The following is a 19,886-nucleotide window of genomic DNA, read 5'->3' as shown; positions in this document are numbered from 1 at the left end:
CTTACCGTTCATCTTGGTGCCGGCCTGCGCGGGGGGCGGCCGCCGGTGTCCATCATCGACCCGTTGGCACGTCACGTCTGCTCCTTCGTCGGGCTCGTCTCACCCGGGTCCGGTGTGGCCGACGTCGTCGGTGTCGGCGTGGGCGTCGGCGTCGGGGTCGGTGTGGGGGTCGGGGTACGGGTGGTGGTCGGGGTGGGTTTCGGCGTCGGCGATTTCGTCGGTGTTGCTGACTTGCTTACCGTAGCCGACCGCGAGGGTACCGGCTTAGTCGACTTCACCGTAACAACCGGGGGCCGACGGGTCTCCTTCTTGCCGGGCGACGGTTTGGGCTTCACGGGCCCAGCGGTCCGGGAGGCGGGCTCGGTGACCGGGGGCGGCGCCTGGACCGGGGCCCGGGCCGGCGCGAACGCGAACGCCCCGATCCCGACCGCCGCCGCGCATCCGGCCCCCGCGACCAGCGCCAGCGCGCGGCCACGCCGCCGCCGTCGCGCCGCGGGGACGGGCTGGTGCAGCACCGTCGAGGGGCCGTCGCCCAGGCTGTCGGTGGTCCGCTCGTCCTCAGGGTCGGGCGGGCGCACCTTGAAGCCGGACGGGTCGGTGAACATGCTCAGCTCGGCGCCCCCGTCGCCGCCGCCCGCCAGCGACTCCCGCAGCACGTACGCCCGGTCCGCGATCTCCAGCGCCGAGCCGGGCCGCTGCGCGGGGTCCTTGGCCAGCAGGGCCATGACCAGCTCGCGCACCGGGGCCGGCACGTCGACGCCGAGCGGCGGCGGCGTCTCGTTCAGGTGCAGCAGCGCGATCGCGACCGCGCTGTCGGCCCGGAACGGGGTGCGCCCGGACAGGCACTCGTAGGCCACCACGCCCAGCGAGTAGAGGTCGGTCGCGGGCGTCAGCGGCAGGCCCTGCGCCTGCTCGGGGCTGACGTACTGGGCGGTGCCGAGCACGGTGCCGGTCTGCGTGACCGGCGCGGCCTCCAGCGCGCGGGCGATGCCGAAGTCGGTCACCTTGATGGCGCCCTCGGGCGTGACGAGCAGGTTGCCCGGCTTCACGTCGCGGTGGATGATCCCCGACGCGTGCGCCACGTGCAGCGCCCTGGCCGTCTGGTGCAGCACGTCGAGCGTCACCTCGGGGCCGAGCGAGCCGTTGCGCGCCAGGATGGCCGACAGCGGCTCACCGTGCACCAGCTCCATCACCAGGTAGGCAAGGTCGCTGTGCTCGCCGTAGTCGAAGATCTGGGCGATGCCGGTGTCGGCCAGCCCCGCCGTGATGCGGGCCTCGTTGCGGAAGCGCTCACGGAAGGTGTGGTCGGCGTAGACGTGGCTGCGCAGCACCTTGACGGCCACCTCGCGGCCCAGCAGCTCATCGCGGGCACGCCAGACCTCCCCCATGCCACCGGCGGCGATGCGGGAGATCAGCAGGTAGCGGTTACCGAGCCGCATGGTCCTGCACGTTACAGTCCCTCACTACTTCAGCACCGCCTCCATCACGGTCCGCGCGATCGGGGCGGCGGTGCCGCCGCCCGTCGCCTCGGCGCCGACCCGGGCGGCGCCGGACTCCACCAGCACCGCCATCGCGATCTGCGGGTCGTTCGCCGGCGCGAAGGAGATGAACCACGCGTGCGGCGCCTGCCCCTCCGCCGTCTCGGCGGTGCCGGTCTTGCCCGCTACTTGGACGCCCGCGACCTGAGCTTGGTTCGCGGTTCCGTTCTGGACGACGCTGACCATCATGTCGCGCAGCTTGCCCGCCGTCTCCGGGCTGACCGCCTCGGTCAGCTCGTCGGGCTCGGCCTCGTCGATCGTGTCACCCTTGGAGTCGGTGATCTTGTTCACCAGGTACGGCTTCATCACCGTGCCATCGTTGGCGATGCCCGCCGCGATCATGGCCATCTGCAGCGGCGTCATCTGGTTGCTGCGCTGGCCGATCGAGGCCATGGCGACGGCCGACTGGTCCTCGCGGGGGCCGAAGTCGCTCTTGGCCGCCGGCATGGGAACGGCCAACGGCACGCCCATGCCGAACCGCTCCGTCTGCTCGCGCATCTTGTCGTAGCCGAGGTCCATGCCGATCGAGCCGAACGGCGTGTTGCAGGACCTCTCCAGCGCGTACACGAGCGTGACCTGGCCGGAGCCGCAGGCCGCGCCGCCGTAGTTGGGCAGGCCCACGGTGGTGTTGGGCAGCTTGAGCACCTGCGGCGCGTCGACCACGGTCTGCGGCGTGCGGCTGGGGTCGTCCTCCAGGAACGCCGCCGCCGTGACCACCTTGAACGTCGAGCCCGGCGGGTAGGTGCGGTCGATGTTGCGGTTGAGCAGCGGCTGGCTCTTGTCCTTGGCCAGCTCGTCATAGCGGCTGAACACCGAGCCCTTGTCGGTGCCCGACAGCTCGACCGGGTCGTAGGTGGGCAGCGAGACCATCGCCAGGATGGCGCCGGTCTTCGGGTTGATCGCGACCACGGCGCCGCGCTTGCCGCTCTGCCGCAGCGCGTCGTAGGCGGCCTTCTGCGCCCTCGGGTCGATCGTCAGGTCGACGTTGGCGCCCCTGGTCGGCTCGCCCGTGAACAGGTCGATGCCGCGCTGCAGCAGCAGGTCGGCGCTGGAGCCGTCGAGCAGGTCGTTGCGGTAGTGCTCGATGCCGGCCTCGCTCTCGGGCGAGAAGAAGCCGGTCAGGTGCGCGTAGAGCTTGCCCTCCGGGTACTGCCTGACGAACTTGAAGTCGTTGCTGTCGGTCTCCTTCGACTGCGCGAGGATCACCTTGCCACCCGCCGTGATGCGCCCGCGCTGAACGGCGTAGCGGTCGTAGAAGTTGCGGGTGTTGCGGGCGTCGTCGCTCAGCTTCTCGGCGCGGACCGTCTGGAGCACGTTGACGTTGATCATCAGCAGCGCGAACATGGCCAGACAGGCCACGGCCGCACGCTTGATCGTTCCGTTCATCGCTGGAACACCTGCGTCATTCCCTCGTTCTGGATCGCCTGGGGCGGGGGGCGCCGAGCGGCATCAGACATGCGTACCAGGAGCGCGATAAGGATCCAGTTAGCCAGCAACGCCGAGCCACCCTGTGACATGAACGGGGTGACCAGGCCGGTCAGCGGGATGAGATTGGTCACGCCGCCGACGATGATGAAGACCTGCCAGGCCAGCAGGAACGACAGGCCGCCGGCGAGCAGCTTGGAGAACGGGTCGCGGGCCGCGAGCGAGGTGCGCAGGCCGCGCTCCACCAGCAGCGCGTAGATCATCAGCAGCGCCATCAGGCCGGTCAGGCCCAGCTCCTCGCCGGTGGCGGCGAAGATGAAGTCGGAGAAGGCCAGCGGGATCAGCTCCGGGTGGCCCTGGCCGAGCCCGGTGCCGAGGATGCCGCCCGACCCCATGGCGAACAGGCCCTGCATGAGCTGCCCGCTGCCGCCGATCTTCTCGTATAGCTCGGCGTCCGCGGGGTTGAGGAAGACCTCGAAACGGGCCTGGACGTGGTCGAAGAGCATGCCGGCCAGCATGGCGCCGCCGACGAAGAGCAGGATGCCGATGATCACCCAGGAGCTGCGCTGCGTGGCGATGTAGAGCATCACGATGAAGGTGCCGAACAGCAGCAGCGACGAGCCCAGGTCCTTCTGCATGACCAGGATGCCCAGGCTGACGCCCCAGGTGATGAGCACCGGGCCGAGGTCGCGGGCGCGCGGCAGGTCGATGAACAGCAGCCGGCGCCCGGCGAGGGCGAGCACGTCGCGCTTGGCCACCAGGTAGCCGGCGAAGAAGACGACCAGGGCGAGCTTGGCGAACTCGGCGGGCTGGAGCTGCCCGAGACCGGGGACGCCGATCCAGATCCGGGCGCCGTTGATCTCCTGGCCGAGGAACGGCGTCAGCGGCGAGATGAGCAGCACCAGCCCGAGCGCGCCCGCCGTGTAGGTGAGCCGCTGGAGCGCGCGGTGGTCGCGCATGAAGATCAGGGTGACGCTGAAGAGCACGACGCCCACGAGTGTCCACAGGATCTGCGAGCTGGGTGAGGCCAGCGTGGCCGACGGCAGCTTCGAGGGAGACTCGGACAACCGGAAGATCATGACCAGTCCGAGCCCGTTGACGACCGTGACCAGCGGCAGGATCAGCGGATCGGCCCACGGGGCGAACTTGGCGAGCACCAGGTAGGCGGCCAGCATCAGCCCGCCCAGGCTCAGGCCGTACGTCAGCATGCCCGACGGGATCTCCCCGTTCATCGCCAGGCCGACGTTGGCGTAGGCGCCCATGGTGATGACGACCGCGAACGCGAGCATGACGAGCTGGGCCACGCGTCGCTTGGCGGGCATGGGCACGGGGGAAGCGGCCACTTCGCTCATTTATTGAGGTTTCGTCTTCGTCGGCGTGGTGGATGGCGTCGGGCTCGCGGTCGCGTCAGGGGTGCTGGTGGCCTTCTGGTCGGCGAAGTTCAGGCTGTTGATCCTGGTGAGCCCCTCGGCGACGTTGGTGACCTCGATGCCGTCCTTGATGAGGGCCTGGTCGGGGGGAGACAGCTCGGACACGGAACGGCCGGTGCGCTCGGCGACCTTGAAGAACTGCAGCGGGCCGACCTCCTGCTGGATTCCCTGGAACACGACCACCTCGTCGTTCAGGGTGCCGACGAAGAACTGCTCCTGGGTGTACTGCCAGCCGAAGTAGCCGCCGACGCCCACGATGGCGGCCACGGAGAACGCCGAGGCCAGCACGGGCCACATGCGGCGGCGGCGCGCCGGCCGGCCGGCCGCCTGGGCGATCGGCTCCTCGAAGTCCTCGTCGTCGCCGATCACCGGCTGCGGGGCGGTCACCGCGCCGGCCCGCCCCGGAGAGGTGTCTTCCGATCTGATGCGGCTCATGCCCGCCGCGCCGACGACCGCCGCCTCCATCGGAGGCTGATGCTCGTCGCCGATCTCCAGCACGTCGGCGAGCACGCAGGTGATGTTGTCGGGCCCGCCCCCACGGTTGGCCAGGTCGATGAGCTGGCGGACGACCTCTTCGGGGTCGTCGAGGTTGGTGAGGGTCGCGTGCAGCGTCTCCGCGCTCACCACGCCGGACAGCCCGTCGGAGCAGAGCAGGTAGCGGTCGCCCACCTGGGCCTCGCGCAGCGTGAGGTCGGGGTCGACCTCGCCGCTGCCGTCGAGCGCGCGCAGCAGGATCGAGCGCTGCGGATGCGTCGCGGCCTCCTCGGGCGTGATGCGGCCGTCGTCGACGAGCTGCTGCACCAGGGTGTGGTCGTGGGTGATCTGGTAGAGCTCCCCACGTCTGAGCAGGTAGGCGCGCGAGTCGCCGACGTGCACCAGCGCGACCTGGGCGCCGCTCCACAGCATGGCCGTGAGCGTGGTGCCCATGCCCTTGAGGCTGGGATCGCGACCCACCATCTCGTGGAGCTTGCGATTGGCGTCGCGAACGGCCGCCTCGATGGCGTTGAGCAGGTCACCCCCCTGCTGGGCCTCGTCCAGGGAGGCCATGGCGGCGATGGCGACGGAGCTCGCCACCTCGCCGTGTGCGTGCCCGCCCATGCCGTCGGCGACGGCGAGCAGGCGGCCGCTGGCGTACGCCGAGTCCTCGTTCCCTTCGCGGAGGAGGCCGACGTCCGAGCGGGCGGCGTAGCGGAGTGCGATGGTCATTTGCGCAATTCAATGACTGTCTTGCCGACGCGGATCGGAACACCGAGCGGCACCGGGGTCGGACGGGTGACTTTCGAGCGGTCGAGATACGTGCCGTTGGTAGAGCCGAGATCTTCCACGATCCACTGACCGTCCTGAGGGAAGAGCCGGGCATGGCGGCTGGATGCGTAGTCATCGCTGACGACCAGCGTCGCGTCGTTGGCCCGGCCAATGGTGATGGGCGTCTCCGTGAGGTTAATGGTGGTGCCTTGCAGTGGGCCACCTGTCACGATGAGCTGGCGTGGCTCGCCCTTCTTGTTCTTGGGCTTCGCCATGGGTTTGGCGGGTTTGACCCCCTTGCGCGGGCTGGCGGGAGCAGTGCGTGACCCGAACAAGTCCGTCCGGATCACGCCGACTGCGGCAATGACGAAGAACCACAGCACCGCCAGGAAAGCGAGCCGGATCAGCAGCAGCGTGAGCTCGGACATGGACCGTTTGTCTACCCCTAATCGCGCCGGAACACCAGAGTCGTACGCCCCAAGGTCACTCGCGTGCCGTTCTGGAGCTCGATTCTGCGTACCGGCTGGCCATTGACGAAAGTGCCGTTCGTCGATCCGAGATCGACGAGCGCGACCTGCTGACCCTCGACGCGCAACTCCGCGTGGTGACGCGACACGCCGGGGTCGACGAGACGAAGATCGCAGTCGGTGCCGCGCCCGAGCAAGGTCACCGGAGTGGTGAGCTCGTAGGAGCGGTCGCCCTGCGGGTCGTCCTGAGTGGAGACGAGCAGCCGGGGCCGCCCGCCGAACGCGTTGGGCCTGGACGGGGGCAGGTCGCTCGCCGGTTGGCGGATCTCGTCCTGCTCGACCGTCGCGCCACGGATGACGCCGGACCTGATGCGGAACAATCCCACGGCCAGGTCGCCGGCGGTCTCGAAACGGACCCGGACCGGTCCCACGAAGGAGTAACCCTGCTCCTTGGCATACTCCCTGGCGAGGTTGGCCAGCTCGTGGCTGATGCTGTCGGCGTAGACCTCAAGCCGCTCGCTGTCGGTCGTCGACAGCTCAACCACGAAGTCGTTGGGCACGAGGGTGCGACCCTGGGCGACGATCGCCGCCCGCTCGTCCATCTCCCGCTGCACCGCGCTGGCGACCTCGACCGGCTGAAGGTCAGATTTGAACGCCCGCGCAAAGGCCCCCTCAACCAAGCCTTCGAGCCGTCGCTCGAAGCGCTGAAGGACTCCCACCGGGTACCTCCCTTCCTCCGTGCATATGATCGCGGCCCCCAGACGCTCGTGGCGCCCGGTCTCCGCTCGTCCCACGGTCACGGCGATCCTGGCGCTCGTCGGCTGTCGCGCCCAGCTCCTCCGCTCCCGTGTCTTATGCGATCGTATCCGGGTTCAGTACCAGTGGCTGTTCCGTGCTACTGTTTCTCCGCACCCACAAGGGCGGGTGGCGGAACGGCAGACGCGCACGGTTCAGGTCCGTGTGTCCGAAAGGACGTGAGGGTTCAAATCCCTCCTCGCCCACCTCGGTCTTACCGATGAAATCGGCAGACCCACACTGGCGAAAGATAGCCCCGGTTGGCAAGAGCCGGGGCTACTTCTTTCTCACAGGCTGGTAGAAGCGGCCGCTTTCCGCAGGGATGACGCTAGATCTCCCCACTTTCAGATCACTTTCGGGTGGCTTGCGTGATTTAACGCACATTCAGTCCGATAGAGCCGAGCCAATCGAAGTGCCCACCGAGTACGGGCCGCGCAGGCGGACGCCGGGCGCGTCGCGGCGTCGGTCAGGCGGACCAGGCGGCGCGGAAGCCCGGGGGGCGCCGGGGGGCCGGCCGCGACGAGAGGGCCGGTCACGATCCGGCTCCCTCACGAGAGCCCGCGGCGTGTATCTGGTCCAGGCCGTCCAGCAGGGCCGCCTTGCCGGTGGCGAGAGTGGCGTCGGGCGGCGTCAGGGCGCGGCCGAGCAGGTCCGCCAGCGTCTCCAGCACCTCCTCGGCCGACGGCTGGTCAGGCTCGCCCCGCGTCAGGAAGACGTGGCGCAGGGCGGGCGTGAGCGCGTCCAGGATGAACGCCAGCGCCCTGATGTCGACCTCGGGACGCAGAGTGCCCGCCTCCCGCATCAGCAGGAGGAACTCGCGCATGCCGAAGGTGTTGGGCCGGGTGGCGAACAGGCTGCCGGGCTTGCGGAGGTATTTGCCGAAGACCTCCGGGTCCCTGGCGCTGATCGCGGATGCCAGCGGCAGGGTCTTGAGCACGTGGACCATCGCCCGGTAGACGCCGGCCACGTCGCCGCCGCGCGGATCGGCCTCGACCCGCGCGCGCCAGGTCTCGGCGTAACGGTCCAGCTCGCGGACCAGGACCGCCTCGACCAGCTCGTCCTTGGACTTGAAACACAGGTAGACCAGGCCCCGGTGCAGATCCACGGCCTCGGCGACGTCGCCCATCGTCAGTTTGTTGTAGCCCAGGCGCAGCAGCAGGCCGGCCGCCGCGTCCAGGATCGCCTGCTCGCGTTCGAGCTCGTTCACTCCCACGGTTGTCAGCTTGACATACGCGGACAACTCGTCAACGACCAATGACGCCCGGCCGGTCGGAACCGGCCGGGCATCGTCGGTCAGGCGGCCAGGGCCCTCGTGTCGAGGAGCTGGCCGAGCAGGTCGGTCAGGCTCACCATGCCGATGACGGCGCCACCCGCCCCGGTGACCAGCGCCAGGTGCGCGCGGGCCTCCTGGAGCGCCGTGACGGCCTCGGGCACCTGCGTGACGCACTCCAGGCGCGGCACCGGCCGGGCGAGCTCCCCGGCGGTGCGGCCGGGCTCCAGGAGGGCGTCACGGGCGTGCAGGACGCCCTCGACGCCGCCGGGCGTGCTCACGAGCAGCCTCAGGTGCCCGCTGCGCGCGGCCGCCTCCCGGATCTCGGCGGTGCCCGCCGACGGCGCCACGCTGACGACCTGGTCGATCGGCACCATCAGCCGCTCGATGCCCTCGGCCTCGAACCGCAGCGCCCTGGTCAGCAGGTCGTGCTCCTCGCGGTCGAGCAGGCCCATCCGGCCCGACTCGCCGACCAGCATGGCGAGCTGGCGGGGCGTCCTGGTGGTGGCCAGCTCGTCGCGCGGCCGCACGCCGAACAGGCGCAGCAGCAGGTTCGTCAGGCCGTTGAGCGACGACAGCAGCGGCCGCATCACCCAGGTGAAGGCCCGGAACGGCAGCGTGAGCAGCAGCGCCGCCCGCTCGGGGTGGGTGAGCGCCCACGACTTGGGCGCCATCTCGCCCACCACCATGTGCAGGAACGTGACCAGCGCCAGCGCCAGCGTCAGCGCGATCGGCATCCGCAGCGCCTCCGGCACGCCGATGGCGGCGAAGACCGGCTCAAGGTAGTGCTCGATGGCCGGTTCGGTGACCTGTCCGAGGCCCAGCGTGCACAGCGTGATGCCGAGCTGGGCGCCGGCCAGCATGAGCGAGAGCTGGCGGCTGCCGCCCACGGCGGACCTGGCGGCGACCCTGACCAAACGGTTGCCGCCGCCCGCCATCTCCTCCAGCCGGTGCCGGCGCGAGGAGACGAAGGCGAACTCGGCCGCCACGAACAGCGCGTTGAAGGCCAGCAGCGCGAGGCTGATGAGGATCATCGTCATCGGGCCGCCTCCGCGTGCCGGACCGGGGCCAGCCGTACCCATTCGGGCACGCGGCGGTTGAGCGACATCACGGTCAGCTCCGCCAGGGGCGGCTCGGCGTCCTCGGCGAACGGGTCGGCCTCGGGGATGGTCTCGACCGTCACCGTGTCACCCGCCTCCGGCATCCGGCCGAGCTTGGCCAGGATGAGCCCGCCGAGCGTGTCGTAGTCGTCGCTCTCGGGCAGCGCGACGCCGGTGGCGCGCTCGACCTCGTCCAGCCGGAGCCGTCCGGGCACCTCCCAGACGCCGCCGGCCTGCTCGACCGCGCCGACCGGGTCGGGGTCGTTCTCGTCGACGAGCTCGCCGACCAGTTCCTCGGCCAGGTCCTCGACGGTGACGACGCCCGCGAGGCCGCCGTACTCGTCGATGACGCACGCGATGTCGTCCTTGGCCACCCGCATCCGGTCGAGCACCGCGGGCAGCGGCAGCGAGTCGGGGACCAGCACCGGCGGCCGGGTGATGGCCGCGACGCGGCCCTCGTCGAGCCCGGAGGCGAGCAGTTCGCGCACGCCGGTCACGCCCAGCACGTCGCCGTCGGCGCCGAGCACCGGGTAACGGGAGTGGCCGCATTCGCGCATGGTCTCCACGAGCTCGGAGATGGGCTGCGAGGAGCGCAACGCGACCACCCGGGGGCGCGGCACCATGATCTCCTCGGCCGTGTGGTCGCCGAACTCCAGTGCCCGCTCCAGCAGCTCCGACAGGCGCGGCGGCAGCTCGCCGGCCTCGGTCGACTCCTCGATGATGCGCGAGAGCTCCTCGGGCGTGGCGCCATGCTCCACCTCCTCGACGGGCTCGATGCCGACCTTCCTGAGCAGCCCGGTGGCCGCCGAGTCGAACAGGCGGATGACGGGGCCGACGACGGCCAGGTAGGCCAGCGTGGAACCGGCCAGGAACTTGGCCACCGGCTCGGGCCTGGCGATGCCCAGGTTCTTGGGAGCCAGCTCGCCGAGCACCATCTGCACGATGGTCGCCACGAACACGCCGATGGCCACGGACAGGCCGGTGATCAGCGTCTCGGACAGCCCGGCCTCGGTCAGCCAGGGGCGTACGAGCACCGCGATGGCGGGCTCGGCCAGGAAGCCGACCAGCAGCGCGGTGACGGTGATGCCGAGCTGAGCGCCCGACAACATGAACGACAGGCGTGAGGTGACCCGGAGCGCCTTCTCGGCGGCCGGATCGCCGGCGGCGGCCTGCTCGCGCAGGACACCCCGGTCGGCGGCGACGAAGGCGAACTCCTGGGCGACGAAGTAGCCGGTCGCGGCCGTGAGCAGGAAGAGGGCCAGGAGGCCCAGATAGGCGCTCACCGTTGCGAGCTCTCAGGGGTACCCGTGCTCAAGCACGGGCGAATACTCCATGAGTCCGGAGCGGACACGATCTTCCCTTCGATAGAGGTCGTCCATAAACCTAACGACGCTGATGGCGTCTGTGTTTCCGGAGGGGGGCCAGGAGCGCGTTACGCGTACTTTTCCGTAGGAATTCCTTGGCGAGAAGTCTGCACTGGTGGGGCGATCGACGTAGCGTCTATGTCAAGCGAAGGGAAGAAGAAACCACGTGTCTGAGGACGACCGGACGCGGGCCATGCGCTCGCCAGGTGACGGCCGCCCGCTGCCTCCCCGGCATGACGACGGGTTGCGCGCGGCGGGAGCACCGGCGCACCAGTTCCCGCAGGGGCGGCCGATCCCGGGCGCCGACGAGGCGACCAGGGTCAACCAGCCGCCGCAGGGAGAGCCCCGCAAGGGCTCCTCGCGGGTGTATGGCAAGCAGCGGCCGGGCAACAGCCCGATCAGGCCGCTGCGCGGGCGTTCCGCGGACGCCGCGCCCTCCGGACCTTCGGGGCCGTCGGGACCATCGGGGCGCTCGGGGTCCTCGGGCCCCTCGCGCCCCAGGAAGCCGCGCCGGCGCCTGATCATCACGATCATCGCGTCGGTCCTGGTGGTGCTGCTCGTCACGGCCGTCGGGATGCTCTTCTGGATCGACGGCAGGCTGTCCGGCATCGACGGCGTGCTCGACGAGTACGAGGGCCGCCCCGCCGACACGCCGGGCACCAACTGGCTGCTGGTCGGCTCCGACAGCCGCAAGGGCCTGACGGCGGCCCAGCGCCGCAAGCTCGCCACCGGCCGCAGCGCGGGCCAGCGCACCGACTCCATGATGCTGCTGCACCTGCCCGAGGGCAGCGACCGGCCCACGCTGGTCAGCCTGCCGCGCGACTCCGCCGTCACCATCCCCGGCCAGGGCCGCAACAAGCTCAACGCCGCCTACGCGATCGGCGGGCCCAAGCTGCTGGTGCGGACCGTCGAGAACGTCACCGGCCTGCGCATCGACAACTACATGGAGATCGGGTTCGCCGGTTTCGTGGACATCGTCGACGCGGTCGGCGGCGTGGAGATCAACGTGCGTGCCGCCGTCAACGACCCCAAGGCGGGCCTGAAGCTCAAGAAGGGTCCCCAGACGCTCACCGGCGGGCAGGCGCTCGGCTACGTCCGCACCCGCAAGGGCGGCGCGCTGCCCGACTTCGAGCGGACCAAGCGGCAGCGCCAGTTCCTCGGCGCGGTGGTCAAGAAGGCCGCCAGCCCGGGTGTCCTGATCAACCCGTTCACCTCGATCCCGCTGGCCATGAGCGCCACCGACGCCGTAGCGGTCGACACCGGCACCGGCGTGTTCGACATGCTGTCGCTGGGGCTCGCGATGGGGGACAGCCCGGTGACGACGGTCGTGCCGTTCGGCGGCAACGAGATCGCGGGCGGCGGCACCGCCGTCAAGTGGGACCGGACCAAGGCGCTGGCGCTGTTCGACGCCCTCAAGGCGGACAAGCCGGTGCCCAAGGACATCATCGACGCGAACTGACGGGTCAGCTCGTGGCCGTGACGGTGGCCGCGGTGACGGCGACCGCCACGGCCGCGTTGACGGCCGCGATCGTCTGAGCCACGGCCTCGGCCGCCCAGGCGCCTTCGGAGATCTCCTTGACGCGCGCCCTGTCGGCTCCGGGGAACGCCTTGCGGTCGAGCTTGGCGGCGTGCATGACGGCGACGAGCACGGCGGTGCGCGCCGACGGTTCGGCCCCGCCCAGCGCGGCGGCGACGCGTTCGCGGATCTCCGCCTCGGCCCGGCCGTCGGCCTCCGGCCAGCGCGTCGTGGGGAACAGCCCGAGCACCTTGGCGCGCTCCTCGGCCAGCACCCCGGCCCGGGCGAGCCGGGTGAGCAGGCGGGTGCGGAGCTTGCCCGACTGCAGCTGCTGCACCCACGAGGCGGCCTTGCGCTGCTTGCCCTCGGCGATCGTGGTGAGTGCGGCGTCGAGCTCCTTGTCGCCGAGCGGTGTGGTGTCGATCACCTGGACCTTCTTGTCGGTCAGCCGGACGCGTTCGCTGATCGCCAGCTCGGCCAGGAGGGCGCCGCCGAGCGCGGGGTCGAGCTGCATGGAGGTGATGATCTGTTTGCCGTCGTCCTCGCTGTGGGCGAGAAGGAGGATCTCTTCCGCGATCGTCATTGCCATCCTTCGACACTAACGTTCCGGCCATGGCTATCTCCGAGAAGTTGCACGCGATCGGCCGGCCGCTGCTGGAGGCCCAGCTCGCCCATCCCACGGTGGTGGGCATCGGGCGCGGCGACCTGCCCGAGCCGGTGTTCAGGTCGTGGCTGGAGCAGGACTACCTGTTCCTGATGGACTACGTGCGGGTGTTCGCCCGGCTGGCGTGGCAGGCGCCCGACGGGCATCTGGGCGATCTGGTGGACCTGGCGCACGCGACCTTCCACGAGGAGCTCGACCTGCACCGGTCGCTGTCGGCCGGGTTCGGCGCGGACCTCGACGGGGCGCGCAAGGGGCCGGCGTGCGCAGCCTACACGGCGTTCCTGCTGGAGTCCGCGCGTTCGTACGGGGAAGGACTCGCCGCCCTGTATCCGTGTATGTGGGGGTATTCGACGCTGGGCCGGATCCTGGCCGCGAACCCGCCCGCGGAGCCGCGCTACCGGGCGTGGGTCGACACCTACGCCGATCCTGGGTTCGCGGCGCTGGCGGCCAGGATCGCGGAGATGATCGACGAGGCCGATCCCGACCCGGATCGGGCAGAGGCGATGTTCACCGAGGGCATGGCGCACGAGCTGGCGTTCTGGGACGTGCCGTAACCGTCCACAGCCTGTGGACGGGAATCGTACTCTGGTGACATGCCGGAACTTCCCGAAGTCGAATCGCTCGCCGCCTTCCTGCGGGAGCGGGCGGTGGGCCGCGCCGTGCTGGGCGTCGACGTGGTGGCCATCCAGGCGCTCAAGACGTTCGATCCGCCGGTCACCGCGCTCGGCGGGCTGACCATCACCAGCGTGTCGAGGCACGGCAAGTTCCTCGACTTCGACTGTGACGGGCTGCACCTGGTCATCCACCTGGCCCGGGCGGGCTGGCTGCGCTGGCGGGACGACCTGTCGGGCGCCAAGCCGGTGCGGCCGGGCAAGGGGCCGCTGGCGGTCCGGGTGCGGCTGGCGCCCGACGAACTGGGCCTGGCGCCCGGGTTCGAGTTGACCGAGGCGGGGACGCAGAAGCGCCTGGCCGTCTATGTCACGAAAAATCCGGACGACGTGCCCGGCGTCGCCGCCCTCGGCCCCGATCCGCTCGCCGACACCTTCACCGTCGACGCGCTCAAGGCCATCGTGGGCGGCAACCGTACCCAGATCAAGGGCCTGCTCCGCGACCAGAAGGTGATCGCCGGCATCGGCAACGCCTACTCCGACGAGGTGCTGCACGCCGCCAGGATGTCCCCGTTCAAGATCGCTTCGTCGCTGACCGACGCCCAGATCGCCGACCTGCACGAGGCCATCGTCACCACGCTGCGCGAGGCCGTCGAGCGGGCGCGCGGGCTGGCGGCCAAGGACCTCAAGGCCGAGAAGAAGTCCGGCCTGCGCGTGCACAACCGGGCCGGCCAGCCCTGCGACGTGTGCGGCGACACGATCCGCGAGGTGTCCTTCGCCGACTCCTCGCTGCAATACTGTCCGACCTGCCAGACGGGCGGCAAGCCGCTGGCCGACCGCCGCCTGTCCAAGCTGCTGAAGTGAGTCAGACCTCCACGGGCACGGGCGTCCGGCGGCGCAGCCCGGAGGCGACCACGACCGCCGAGACCAGCGTGGCCGTCACCGGCACCACCAGGGCCGCGCGGATGGCGTCGATGCCGCTCGCGCCGCCGTCGAGCGCCGCCACGTTGACCACCGTCACCATCGACAGCCCGAGCGCCGCGCCGAACTGGAACGAGGAGTTGATCAGCCCGCCGGCCAACCCCTGCTCGTGCTCGGCGATGCCCTCCGTCGCCACGATGGTCACGGGCCCGTACACGAAGGCGAACATCAGCCCGATGAGCAGCATCGACGGCAGCATCGCGGCGTAGGTCCAGTCCATCCCGACGCCGAGGAACAGCGCGAACGCCGTCAGCCCGGCCAGCAGGCCGCCGAAGATCACCCGGGCGTTGCCGTACCGGTTGACCAGCACGGGGGTGAGCGTCGGCGCGAGCAGCACGTCGGCGGCGGCGATCAGCAGCGCGAGTCCGGTCTGGATGGGCGTCCAGCCGCGCAGCTCCTGCAGGTAGAGGGTGACGAGGAACTGGAAGCCCATGAACGAGGCGGTGAGCAGGGCGGCGACCACGTTCGCGCGCACCAGCGGGGCCGACCTGAGCACGCCCAGGCGGATCAGCGGGTCGGCCGAGCGCCGTTCGATGGCCGTGAACGCCGCCAGCAGGGCCAGCGCGCCGGCGAACGCCCCGAGGGTCCAGCCCCAGCCCTCGCCGGGGTGCTCCAGCCGTATGACGCCGTAGACGAGCAGCATCATGCCGCCGGTCATGGTCACCGCACCCGGCACGTCGAAGCGGCCGCCGGCCGGACGCGGCGCGGCGGGCTCCTCGATCAGCGGGAACGCCACGAGCAGGATGATCGCGGCCAGGATCACCGGCGCGAAGAACACCCACCGCCAGCCGACCGCCGTCAGCAGCCCGCCGATGACCAGGCCGAGCGCGAACCCGGCGGCGCCCGTCCCGGCGTAGATCAGCAGCGCCTTGTTGCGCTGCCTGCCCTCGGCGAACGACGTGGTGATCAACGAGAGCCCGGCCGGCGTCATGAACCCGGCGGCCACCCCGGTCACGAACCTGGCGACCAGCAGGACCCACCCCTCGTTCGCGAACCCGCCGAGCCCCGAGAAGACCAGGAACACCGCCAGCCAGAACAGGAACATCCGCCGCCTGCCCAGCAGGTCGGCCGCCCGGCCGCCGAGCAGCGTGAACCCGCCGTAGCCCAGCACGTACGCGGTGACCACGCCGCTCAGCATGCTGGTGGACACGCCGAGGTCGGCGCGGATGGCGGGCAGCGCGACGTTCAGCATGGCCACGTCGATGCCCTCAAGGAAGATCGTCCCGCACAGCACCAGCAGGACGCCCAGGGGGCGGCCGGTCAGCCGTTCGGATGCGTGCATGAGTCCACTCCAGCCGGTTACATTTCTGCATGTCGGTTATCTCTTGTAACCGTCAGAATCATGCGGCAGCATGGATCGGCATGGAAGACGGCACTTCGAAGTCACCTGGTTACTGCTGCGAAACCGCCCCCGACTTCGACGTCCGCCAGTGGGACGTCAGGGAGGGCTGCGAGGTCAGGCAGATACTCGACCGCGTGGCCGACAAGTGGTCGCTGCTGGTCATCGCCCTGCTCGACTGTGAGAGCCTGCGCTTCTCCCAGCTCCGGCGCGAGATCGACGGCGTCAGCCAGCGCATGCTGAGCGTGACCCTGCGCCAGCTCGAACGCGACGGACTGGTGAGCCGCACCGTCCACCCGGTGGTGCCGCCCCGGGTGGACTACGCGCTCACGCCGCTTGGCCGCACCCTGCACGAGACCATCAAGTCGCTGGTGACCTGGACCGAGACACACCAGCGGGAGATCGCCGAGGCTCGTGCCGCCTACGACGCCCGGCACGAGATGATGGACTCATGACGGTTCCCGAAGTCGAGGCGCGCGACGTCCCTGAAGGCGCTTACCTGCTCGACGTGCGCGAGCAGGACGAATGGCGGGCGGGCCACGCCCCCGAGGCGGTCCACATCCCGATGACGCAGATCCAGGCCCGCGTCGAGGAGGTGCCCGCCGACCGTCAGGTCTACGTCGTCTGCCGGGTCGGCGGCCGGTCGTTCCAGGTCGCCGCCTGGCTCAACCAGCTCGGCCGCGACGCGGTCAACGTCGACGGCGGCATGCAGGCGTGGGCCCACGGCAAGCGCCCGATGGTCAGCGAGACGGGGCAGGCTCCCTTCGTGGCCTGAAACTCATGAACGGTCGTTCGGCGCGGAGAGGATGCCGTAGCGGTTCTTCCCGCGCTTCACGCCGTTTTCTTCCAGTGCTCGATAAACTGTCTGCCGGGCGAGCCCGGTGAGCATCGCCAGGCGGCGGATGTTCGTGTCGCCCGCGTAGTACAGGTCGAGTGCTATCTGTTTGCGCAGCCCGGTGGACGCCCCGGAATTCTTCGCCTCCAGCGCTCTGGCCTCCAAAGCGTTGCGATTGGCCGCCGTTTCGTCAAGCTCGTCCCGGGGCGCCCTGGGGATCACCGTGGTCGTTTCGATGTTCAACGCCTGAGTCGCCAGGACCGAGGCCAGGAGGTCCCGGAGGTCTGTCTCCTGGGCGTGTTCGAGTTCGGGCTTCTTGTCCAGCAACGCCATGAGCAGATAGGCCAGACAGGAAGCCGCCTGCGTGGCTTCTTCGTAGACCCACGAGCCTGACATCTCCGCCACTTCCGGGAGAAATCCCTGGACCTCCCAGACTTTGGCTGCGTTTTCGATGGTTCGGGATGTCGTGCGACGGCCGACTCTTTCGATGCCTTGCTCGTCCTGATAGTCGTATTCCACTACCTGGTACTCTTCGCTGAACTGGACAATCACGTAATGTCGCAGAAGTACCGGAAATTTACCGCGATGTACCTCCAGGGAGCCGACCCTGACCTCATCTGCGTGATCGAGGGCATCCCTGGACTTGGTGGATAGTTCAGCCGCATTCCGGGCGGCGAGGATCCGTGCGCGAGAGAATTCGATGTCATCGTCGGTTAACATGACTCACTTTCCCGAGGGGCTTGGCTGGTCGCGGGAAGCAAGTGTCCACGATTGGACATGGCAAGACGAGTCACTCTTGGTGGCCCGGGTGTCTTTACTTCTCCCCCGGGAGCGCTGGTTTCCGTCCGGGAATAAAAGACCTGTAACTAGGGCACGAGATCCCGGACTGGCGCCGATCGCGATCCACCCATACGGTTTAGCCCGGCACCCCATCAGGTGGCGCATAAACCCGTAAAAGGGAGGAGAACTCATATGTCAGATGGCGAGCCCGGCTTGCGGCAGCTGCTGGCGAAAGAAATGGGGAGGACGGTGCGGGTAGCGATTGGATGCCGTAACCGCACCGTCCACCTCTGCATCCTGCTGATCGCCGTCTCGATAGCGGTATCGCTAATCCTGGCGGTCTACAAGATGACAGTAGGTTAGCCGCATGTGAGGGAGAGGGCCAGGTTTTCGACCGCTGTATTCGGGCCGTCCTCCTGGTCCTCTCCCAGTTCAGGCCCAGCCTCATGATCCGCCCCCGGTGGTAGCTCAAACCGGGCGAATAGTGCATCATGGGGGCGCCGGCCGGGGTTGATCCCGGCTGTGCAGACGAACCGACGCGGGAGCTTGGGGCAACCAGGCTGAGAGGGCAGCTACTGCTGCTGCCGACCGCATGAACCTGTCCGGGTAATGCCGGCGTAGGGAGTGTGCGATGGCGCATGACGTCCGTGACGACGAAGTTCCTCTCACCCTCGAAGGGGTCGCCCCCAAGACCCTGGGCGTGCTCGACCAGGGGGCGCTCTGGGCCAACCTGGCCGTCAGCCTCCTGGGCTTCTCCGGCGCCCTGTTCCTGCTCGACCCGCTGGGCAACGCCCCGCTCAGCCTGACCGCCGCGCTGGCCGCCGCCGTCGTCGGCAGCCTGATCGGCACCGCGATGGTCGGGCTGTCGGCCATCCCCGGCACCCAGACCGGGCAGCCCGCCATGGTGCTGCTGCGCGGCCTGTTCGGGGCCCGCCTGTCGTACGTGCCCACCGTCCTCAACATCGTGCAGATGATCGGCTGGGGGTCGTTCGAGCTCTGGGTCATCTCCCAGGGCGCGATGGCCATCTTCGGCGACGCGGTGCCGTACGCGGTGTGGGTGGTCGCCGCCGGGCTGCTGACCACGGCGCTGACGATCTGGCCGCTCGGCTCCATCAGGCTGCTGCGGCGCTACATCACGGCGGCGGTGATCGTGTCGCTGATCTGGTTCACCTTCCAGTTCCTGGGCGACGCGCCCGCGCAGAGCGGCGGATCCTGGACGGCGTTCGCGCCGGCGGTCGACTACGTGATCGCGCTGTCGGTTTCGTGGGTGCCGCTGGCCGCCGACTTCGCCCGGCACTCCCGCTCCAGCCGGGCCGCGTTCACCGGCGTCGTCGGCGGCTACACGCTGGCCCAGGTCGCCTGCCTGGGGCTGGGCGTCTACGCGGTGGCCATCGCCGGGTCCGCCGCCGTGCTGGACGACAGCACCGCGGTCTTCGGGCCGTTCGTGGCCGTGCCGCTGGGCGCGGTGTTCTTCGCCATCCTGGTGCTGCGCGAGGCCGACCAGTCGTTCGCCAACGTGTACTCGACCACGGTCTCCCTGCAGAACCTCATGCCCCGGGTGGACCGGCGGATCCTCAGCGTCGTGATCGGCGTGCTGACCGTCGCCATCGCGCTGGTGGTCGACGTGACCTCGTACGGCGCGTTCCTGGGTGTGATCGGCGCGGTGTTCGTGCCGATGTTCGCGGTGCTGGCCGTCGACTACTTCCTGCTCGGCGGCGCCACCCGGTGGAACACCGCCGAGGACGCGCCCGCCCGCTGGTCGATGCTGGTGCCGTGGGCCCTCGGCTTCGCCGCCTACTGGCTGACCACGTCCACGCCCACCGTCGCCCCGTGGGACGGGATCTGGACCACGGTGCGCGAGGCGATCGGCTTCGAGCGGCAGCCGTGGATGAACGGCGCGCTCGGCGGCGCCCTCGTGGCCGCCGTGGTGACGCTGGCGATCGGCGCGCTCAGGCGGCGCGGCGCTCGACGTTGAGCAGGTGGCGCTTGGCGGCCTCGCCTCCCGCGTAGTCGCCGAGCCCGCCGTCGTCACGCACCACCCGGTGGCACGGCACCACCACGCACACCGGGTTGGCGCTGAGCGCGTTGCCGACCGCGCGCAGCGCGCGCGGCCTGCCGATGAGCTCGCCGATGCTCTCCAGCGTCGTGGTCGTCCCGTACGGCACCGCCATCGTCTTCTGCAGCACCGTGCGCGCGAAGGGGGTGGCGAGGGACAGGTCGACCGGCGTGGCGAAGGCCCGCAGCCGCCCCGAGAAGTAGGCGTCGAGCTCGCGGCGCACCGGGTCGAGCCGCCGGGCGTTGGGGCCGATGTAGCGGCCCACGTGGTTGGAGACGCGCTCGTACACGTCGTGCTCGTCCTCGAAGCTGCACGAGATGACGCCCCGGCCCGTCACGGCGATCACCAGCCTGCCGACGGCGCCGTCGTAGGTGCCGAACGCGACCTCGGGCGGCCCTTCGCCCCGATAGCTGGCGGAGGTCACCCGCAACAGGGCGTCGATGTCGTCCGACATGCCTTCACCCCCTGTTGGA

The 19,886-nt window shown here is 69.9% G+C and carries 19 protein-coding genes, 1 tRNA gene and 1 riboswitch; of the genes, 7 read left to right on the top strand and 13 right to left on the bottom strand.

The features are described from left to right. Window positions 1-71: 71 nt before the first annotated feature. From ADY59_RS04760 to ADY59_RS04735, 6 genes are read right to left on the bottom strand one after another with little or no spacing between them, the layout of a single operon-like run. Window positions 72-1,439: a serine/threonine-protein kinase gene (locus tag ADY59_RS04760; RefSeq protein WP_049558063.1), complete on the bottom strand. Its 1,368-nt coding sequence runs from the start codon at window positions 1,437-1,439 to the stop codon at window positions 72-74. Window positions 1,440-1,463: 24 nt separating this feature from the next. Continuing rightward, a complete protein-coding gene (locus ADY59_RS04755) occupies window positions 1,464-2,924 on the bottom strand; it encodes a peptidoglycan D,D-transpeptidase FtsI family protein (protein ID WP_049558061.1) in 1,461 nt (486 codons plus the stop codon). Next, entirely contained in the window at window positions 2,921-4,315 is a 1,395-nt protein-coding gene (locus tag ADY59_RS04750; RefSeq protein ID WP_049558057.1) for an FtsW/RodA/SpoVE family cell cycle protein, read from the bottom strand. The genes ADY59_RS04755 and ADY59_RS04750 overlap by 4 nt, the downstream gene beginning before the upstream one ends. Continuing rightward, window positions 4,316-5,599, bottom strand: coding sequence for a Stp1/IreP family PP2C-type Ser/Thr phosphatase (locus tag ADY59_RS04745; protein WP_049558055.1), 1,284 nt, complete (start codon window positions 5,597-5,599; stop codon window positions 4,316-4,318). Beyond that, window positions 5,596-6,066 carry an FHA domain-containing protein FhaB/FipA gene (locus ADY59_RS04740; RefSeq protein ID WP_049558051.1) on the bottom strand — a complete coding sequence of 157 codons (471 nt, stop codon included), beginning with the start codon at window positions 6,064-6,066 and terminating at the stop codon, window positions 5,596-5,598. The genes ADY59_RS04745 and ADY59_RS04740 overlap by 4 nt, the downstream gene beginning before the upstream one ends. Before the next feature lie 17 nt (window positions 6,067-6,083). Then, window positions 6,084-6,824, bottom strand: coding sequence for an FhaA domain-containing protein (locus ADY59_RS04735; RefSeq protein ID WP_049558150.1), 741 nt, complete (start codon window positions 6,822-6,824; stop codon window positions 6,084-6,086). 199 nt (window positions 6,825-7,023) lie between these two features. Here ADY59_RS04735 and ADY59_RS04730 point away from each other — a divergent pair. After that, window positions 7,024-7,106 (top strand) — tRNA-Leu (locus ADY59_RS04730). Window positions 7,107-7,432: 326 nt separating this feature from the next. Here ADY59_RS04730 and ADY59_RS49625 read toward each other — a convergent pair. The 3 genes from ADY59_RS49625 to ADY59_RS04715 form a co-directional block, all read right to left on the bottom strand. Beyond that, window positions 7,433-8,113: a TetR/AcrR family transcriptional regulator gene (locus tag ADY59_RS49625; RefSeq protein ID WP_197093433.1), complete on the bottom strand. Its 681-nt coding sequence runs from the start codon at window positions 8,111-8,113 to the stop codon at window positions 7,433-7,435. 80 nt (window positions 8,114-8,193) lie between these two features. Next, window positions 8,194-9,210: a hemolysin family protein gene (locus tag ADY59_RS04720; protein WP_049558049.1), complete on the bottom strand. Its 1,017-nt coding sequence runs from the start codon at window positions 9,208-9,210 to the stop codon at window positions 8,194-8,196. Then, the gene (locus ADY59_RS04715; RefSeq protein ID WP_049558044.1) at window positions 9,207-10,553 is read right to left on the bottom strand and encodes a hemolysin family protein; all 1,347 of its coding nucleotides are present in this window, start codon (window positions 10,551-10,553) and stop codon (window positions 9,207-9,209) included. Before ADY59_RS04715 ends, ADY59_RS04720 begins: the two co-directional genes overlap by 4 nt. Before the next feature lie 247 nt (window positions 10,554-10,800). Here ADY59_RS04715 and ADY59_RS04710 point away from each other — a divergent pair, with 247 nt between their 5' ends. Beyond that, window positions 10,801-12,093, top strand: coding sequence for an LCP family protein (locus ADY59_RS04710; RefSeq protein WP_231618546.1), 1,293 nt, complete (start codon window positions 10,801-10,803; stop codon window positions 12,091-12,093). Between the two features lie 4 nt (window positions 12,094-12,097). Here the strand turns inward: ADY59_RS04710 and ADY59_RS04705 are convergent, their stop codons facing one another. Continuing rightward, window positions 12,098-12,733 (bottom strand): GOLPH3/VPS74 family protein, encoded by a 636-nt coding sequence (locus ADY59_RS04705; protein WP_231618545.1) that lies wholly within the window; start codon window positions 12,731-12,733, stop codon window positions 12,098-12,100. 29 nt (window positions 12,734-12,762) lie between these two features. On the opposite strand from ADY59_RS04705, the gene ADY59_RS04700 reads away from it, so the two are divergent. Then, window positions 12,763-13,368: a TenA family protein gene (locus tag ADY59_RS04700; protein ID WP_049558034.1), complete on the top strand. Its 606-nt coding sequence runs from the start codon at window positions 12,763-12,765 to the stop codon at window positions 13,366-13,368. 39 nt (window positions 13,369-13,407) lie between these two features. Beyond that, on the top strand, window positions 13,408-14,286 hold the full coding sequence (locus ADY59_RS04695) for an Fpg/Nei family DNA glycosylase (RefSeq protein ID WP_049558032.1): 879 nt from the start codon (window positions 13,408-13,410) through the stop codon (window positions 14,284-14,286). 1 nt (window position 14,287) lies between these two features. On the opposite strand, the gene ADY59_RS04690 is transcribed toward ADY59_RS04695, so the two are convergent. Further along, window positions 14,288-15,685, bottom strand: a complete 1,398-nt coding sequence (locus ADY59_RS04690; protein WP_049558026.1) for an MFS transporter — start codon at window positions 15,683-15,685, stop codon at window positions 14,288-14,290. An 80-nt stretch (window positions 15,686-15,765) separates the two neighbouring features. Here ADY59_RS04690 and ADY59_RS04685 point away from each other — a divergent pair, with 80 nt between their 5' ends. Then, a complete protein-coding gene (locus ADY59_RS04685) occupies window positions 15,766-16,197 on the top strand; it encodes a winged helix-turn-helix transcriptional regulator (protein WP_049558024.1) in 432 nt (143 codons plus the stop codon). Then, window positions 16,194-16,517, top strand: a complete 324-nt coding sequence (locus ADY59_RS04680; RefSeq protein WP_049558020.1) for a rhodanese-like domain-containing protein — start codon at window positions 16,194-16,196, stop codon at window positions 16,515-16,517. Before ADY59_RS04685 ends, ADY59_RS04680 begins: the two co-directional genes overlap by 4 nt. A 3-nt stretch (window positions 16,518-16,520) precedes the next feature. Here the strand turns inward: ADY59_RS04680 and ADY59_RS04675 are convergent, their stop codons facing one another. Then, on the bottom strand, window positions 16,521-17,297 hold the full coding sequence (locus ADY59_RS04675; protein ID WP_049558018.1) for a hypothetical protein: 777 nt from the start codon (window positions 17,295-17,297) through the stop codon (window positions 16,521-16,523). A 588-nt stretch (window positions 17,298-17,885) separates the two neighbouring features. After that, a riboswitch (TPP riboswitch) is annotated at window positions 17,886-17,998 on the top strand. On the opposite strand from ADY59_RS04675, the gene ADY59_RS04670 reads away from it, so the two are divergent. Further along, complete coding sequence (locus ADY59_RS04670; RefSeq protein WP_049558013.1) at window positions 17,989-19,332, top strand: purine-cytosine permease family protein; 1,344 nt, start codon at window positions 17,989-17,991, stop codon at window positions 19,330-19,332. Its footprint overlaps the riboswitch before it by 10 nt. Here ADY59_RS04670 and ADY59_RS04665 read toward each other — a convergent pair. Then, entirely contained in the window at window positions 19,307-19,867 is a 561-nt protein-coding gene (locus tag ADY59_RS04665) for a methylated-DNA--[protein]-cysteine S-methyltransferase (RefSeq protein ID WP_049558010.1), read from the bottom strand. The two genes, ADY59_RS04670 and ADY59_RS04665, sit on opposite strands and share 26 nt — an antisense overlap. Window positions 19,868-19,886 lie beyond the last annotated feature (19 nt).

This window comes from Nonomuraea sp. SBT364 (genome assembly GCF_001083785.1).
GTDB lineage: Bacteria > Actinomycetota > Actinomycetes > Streptosporangiales > Streptosporangiaceae > Nonomuraea.
The sequence above is the reverse complement of the archived record's forward strand: the minus strand, read 5'-3'. Positions and strand labels throughout refer to the sequence as shown.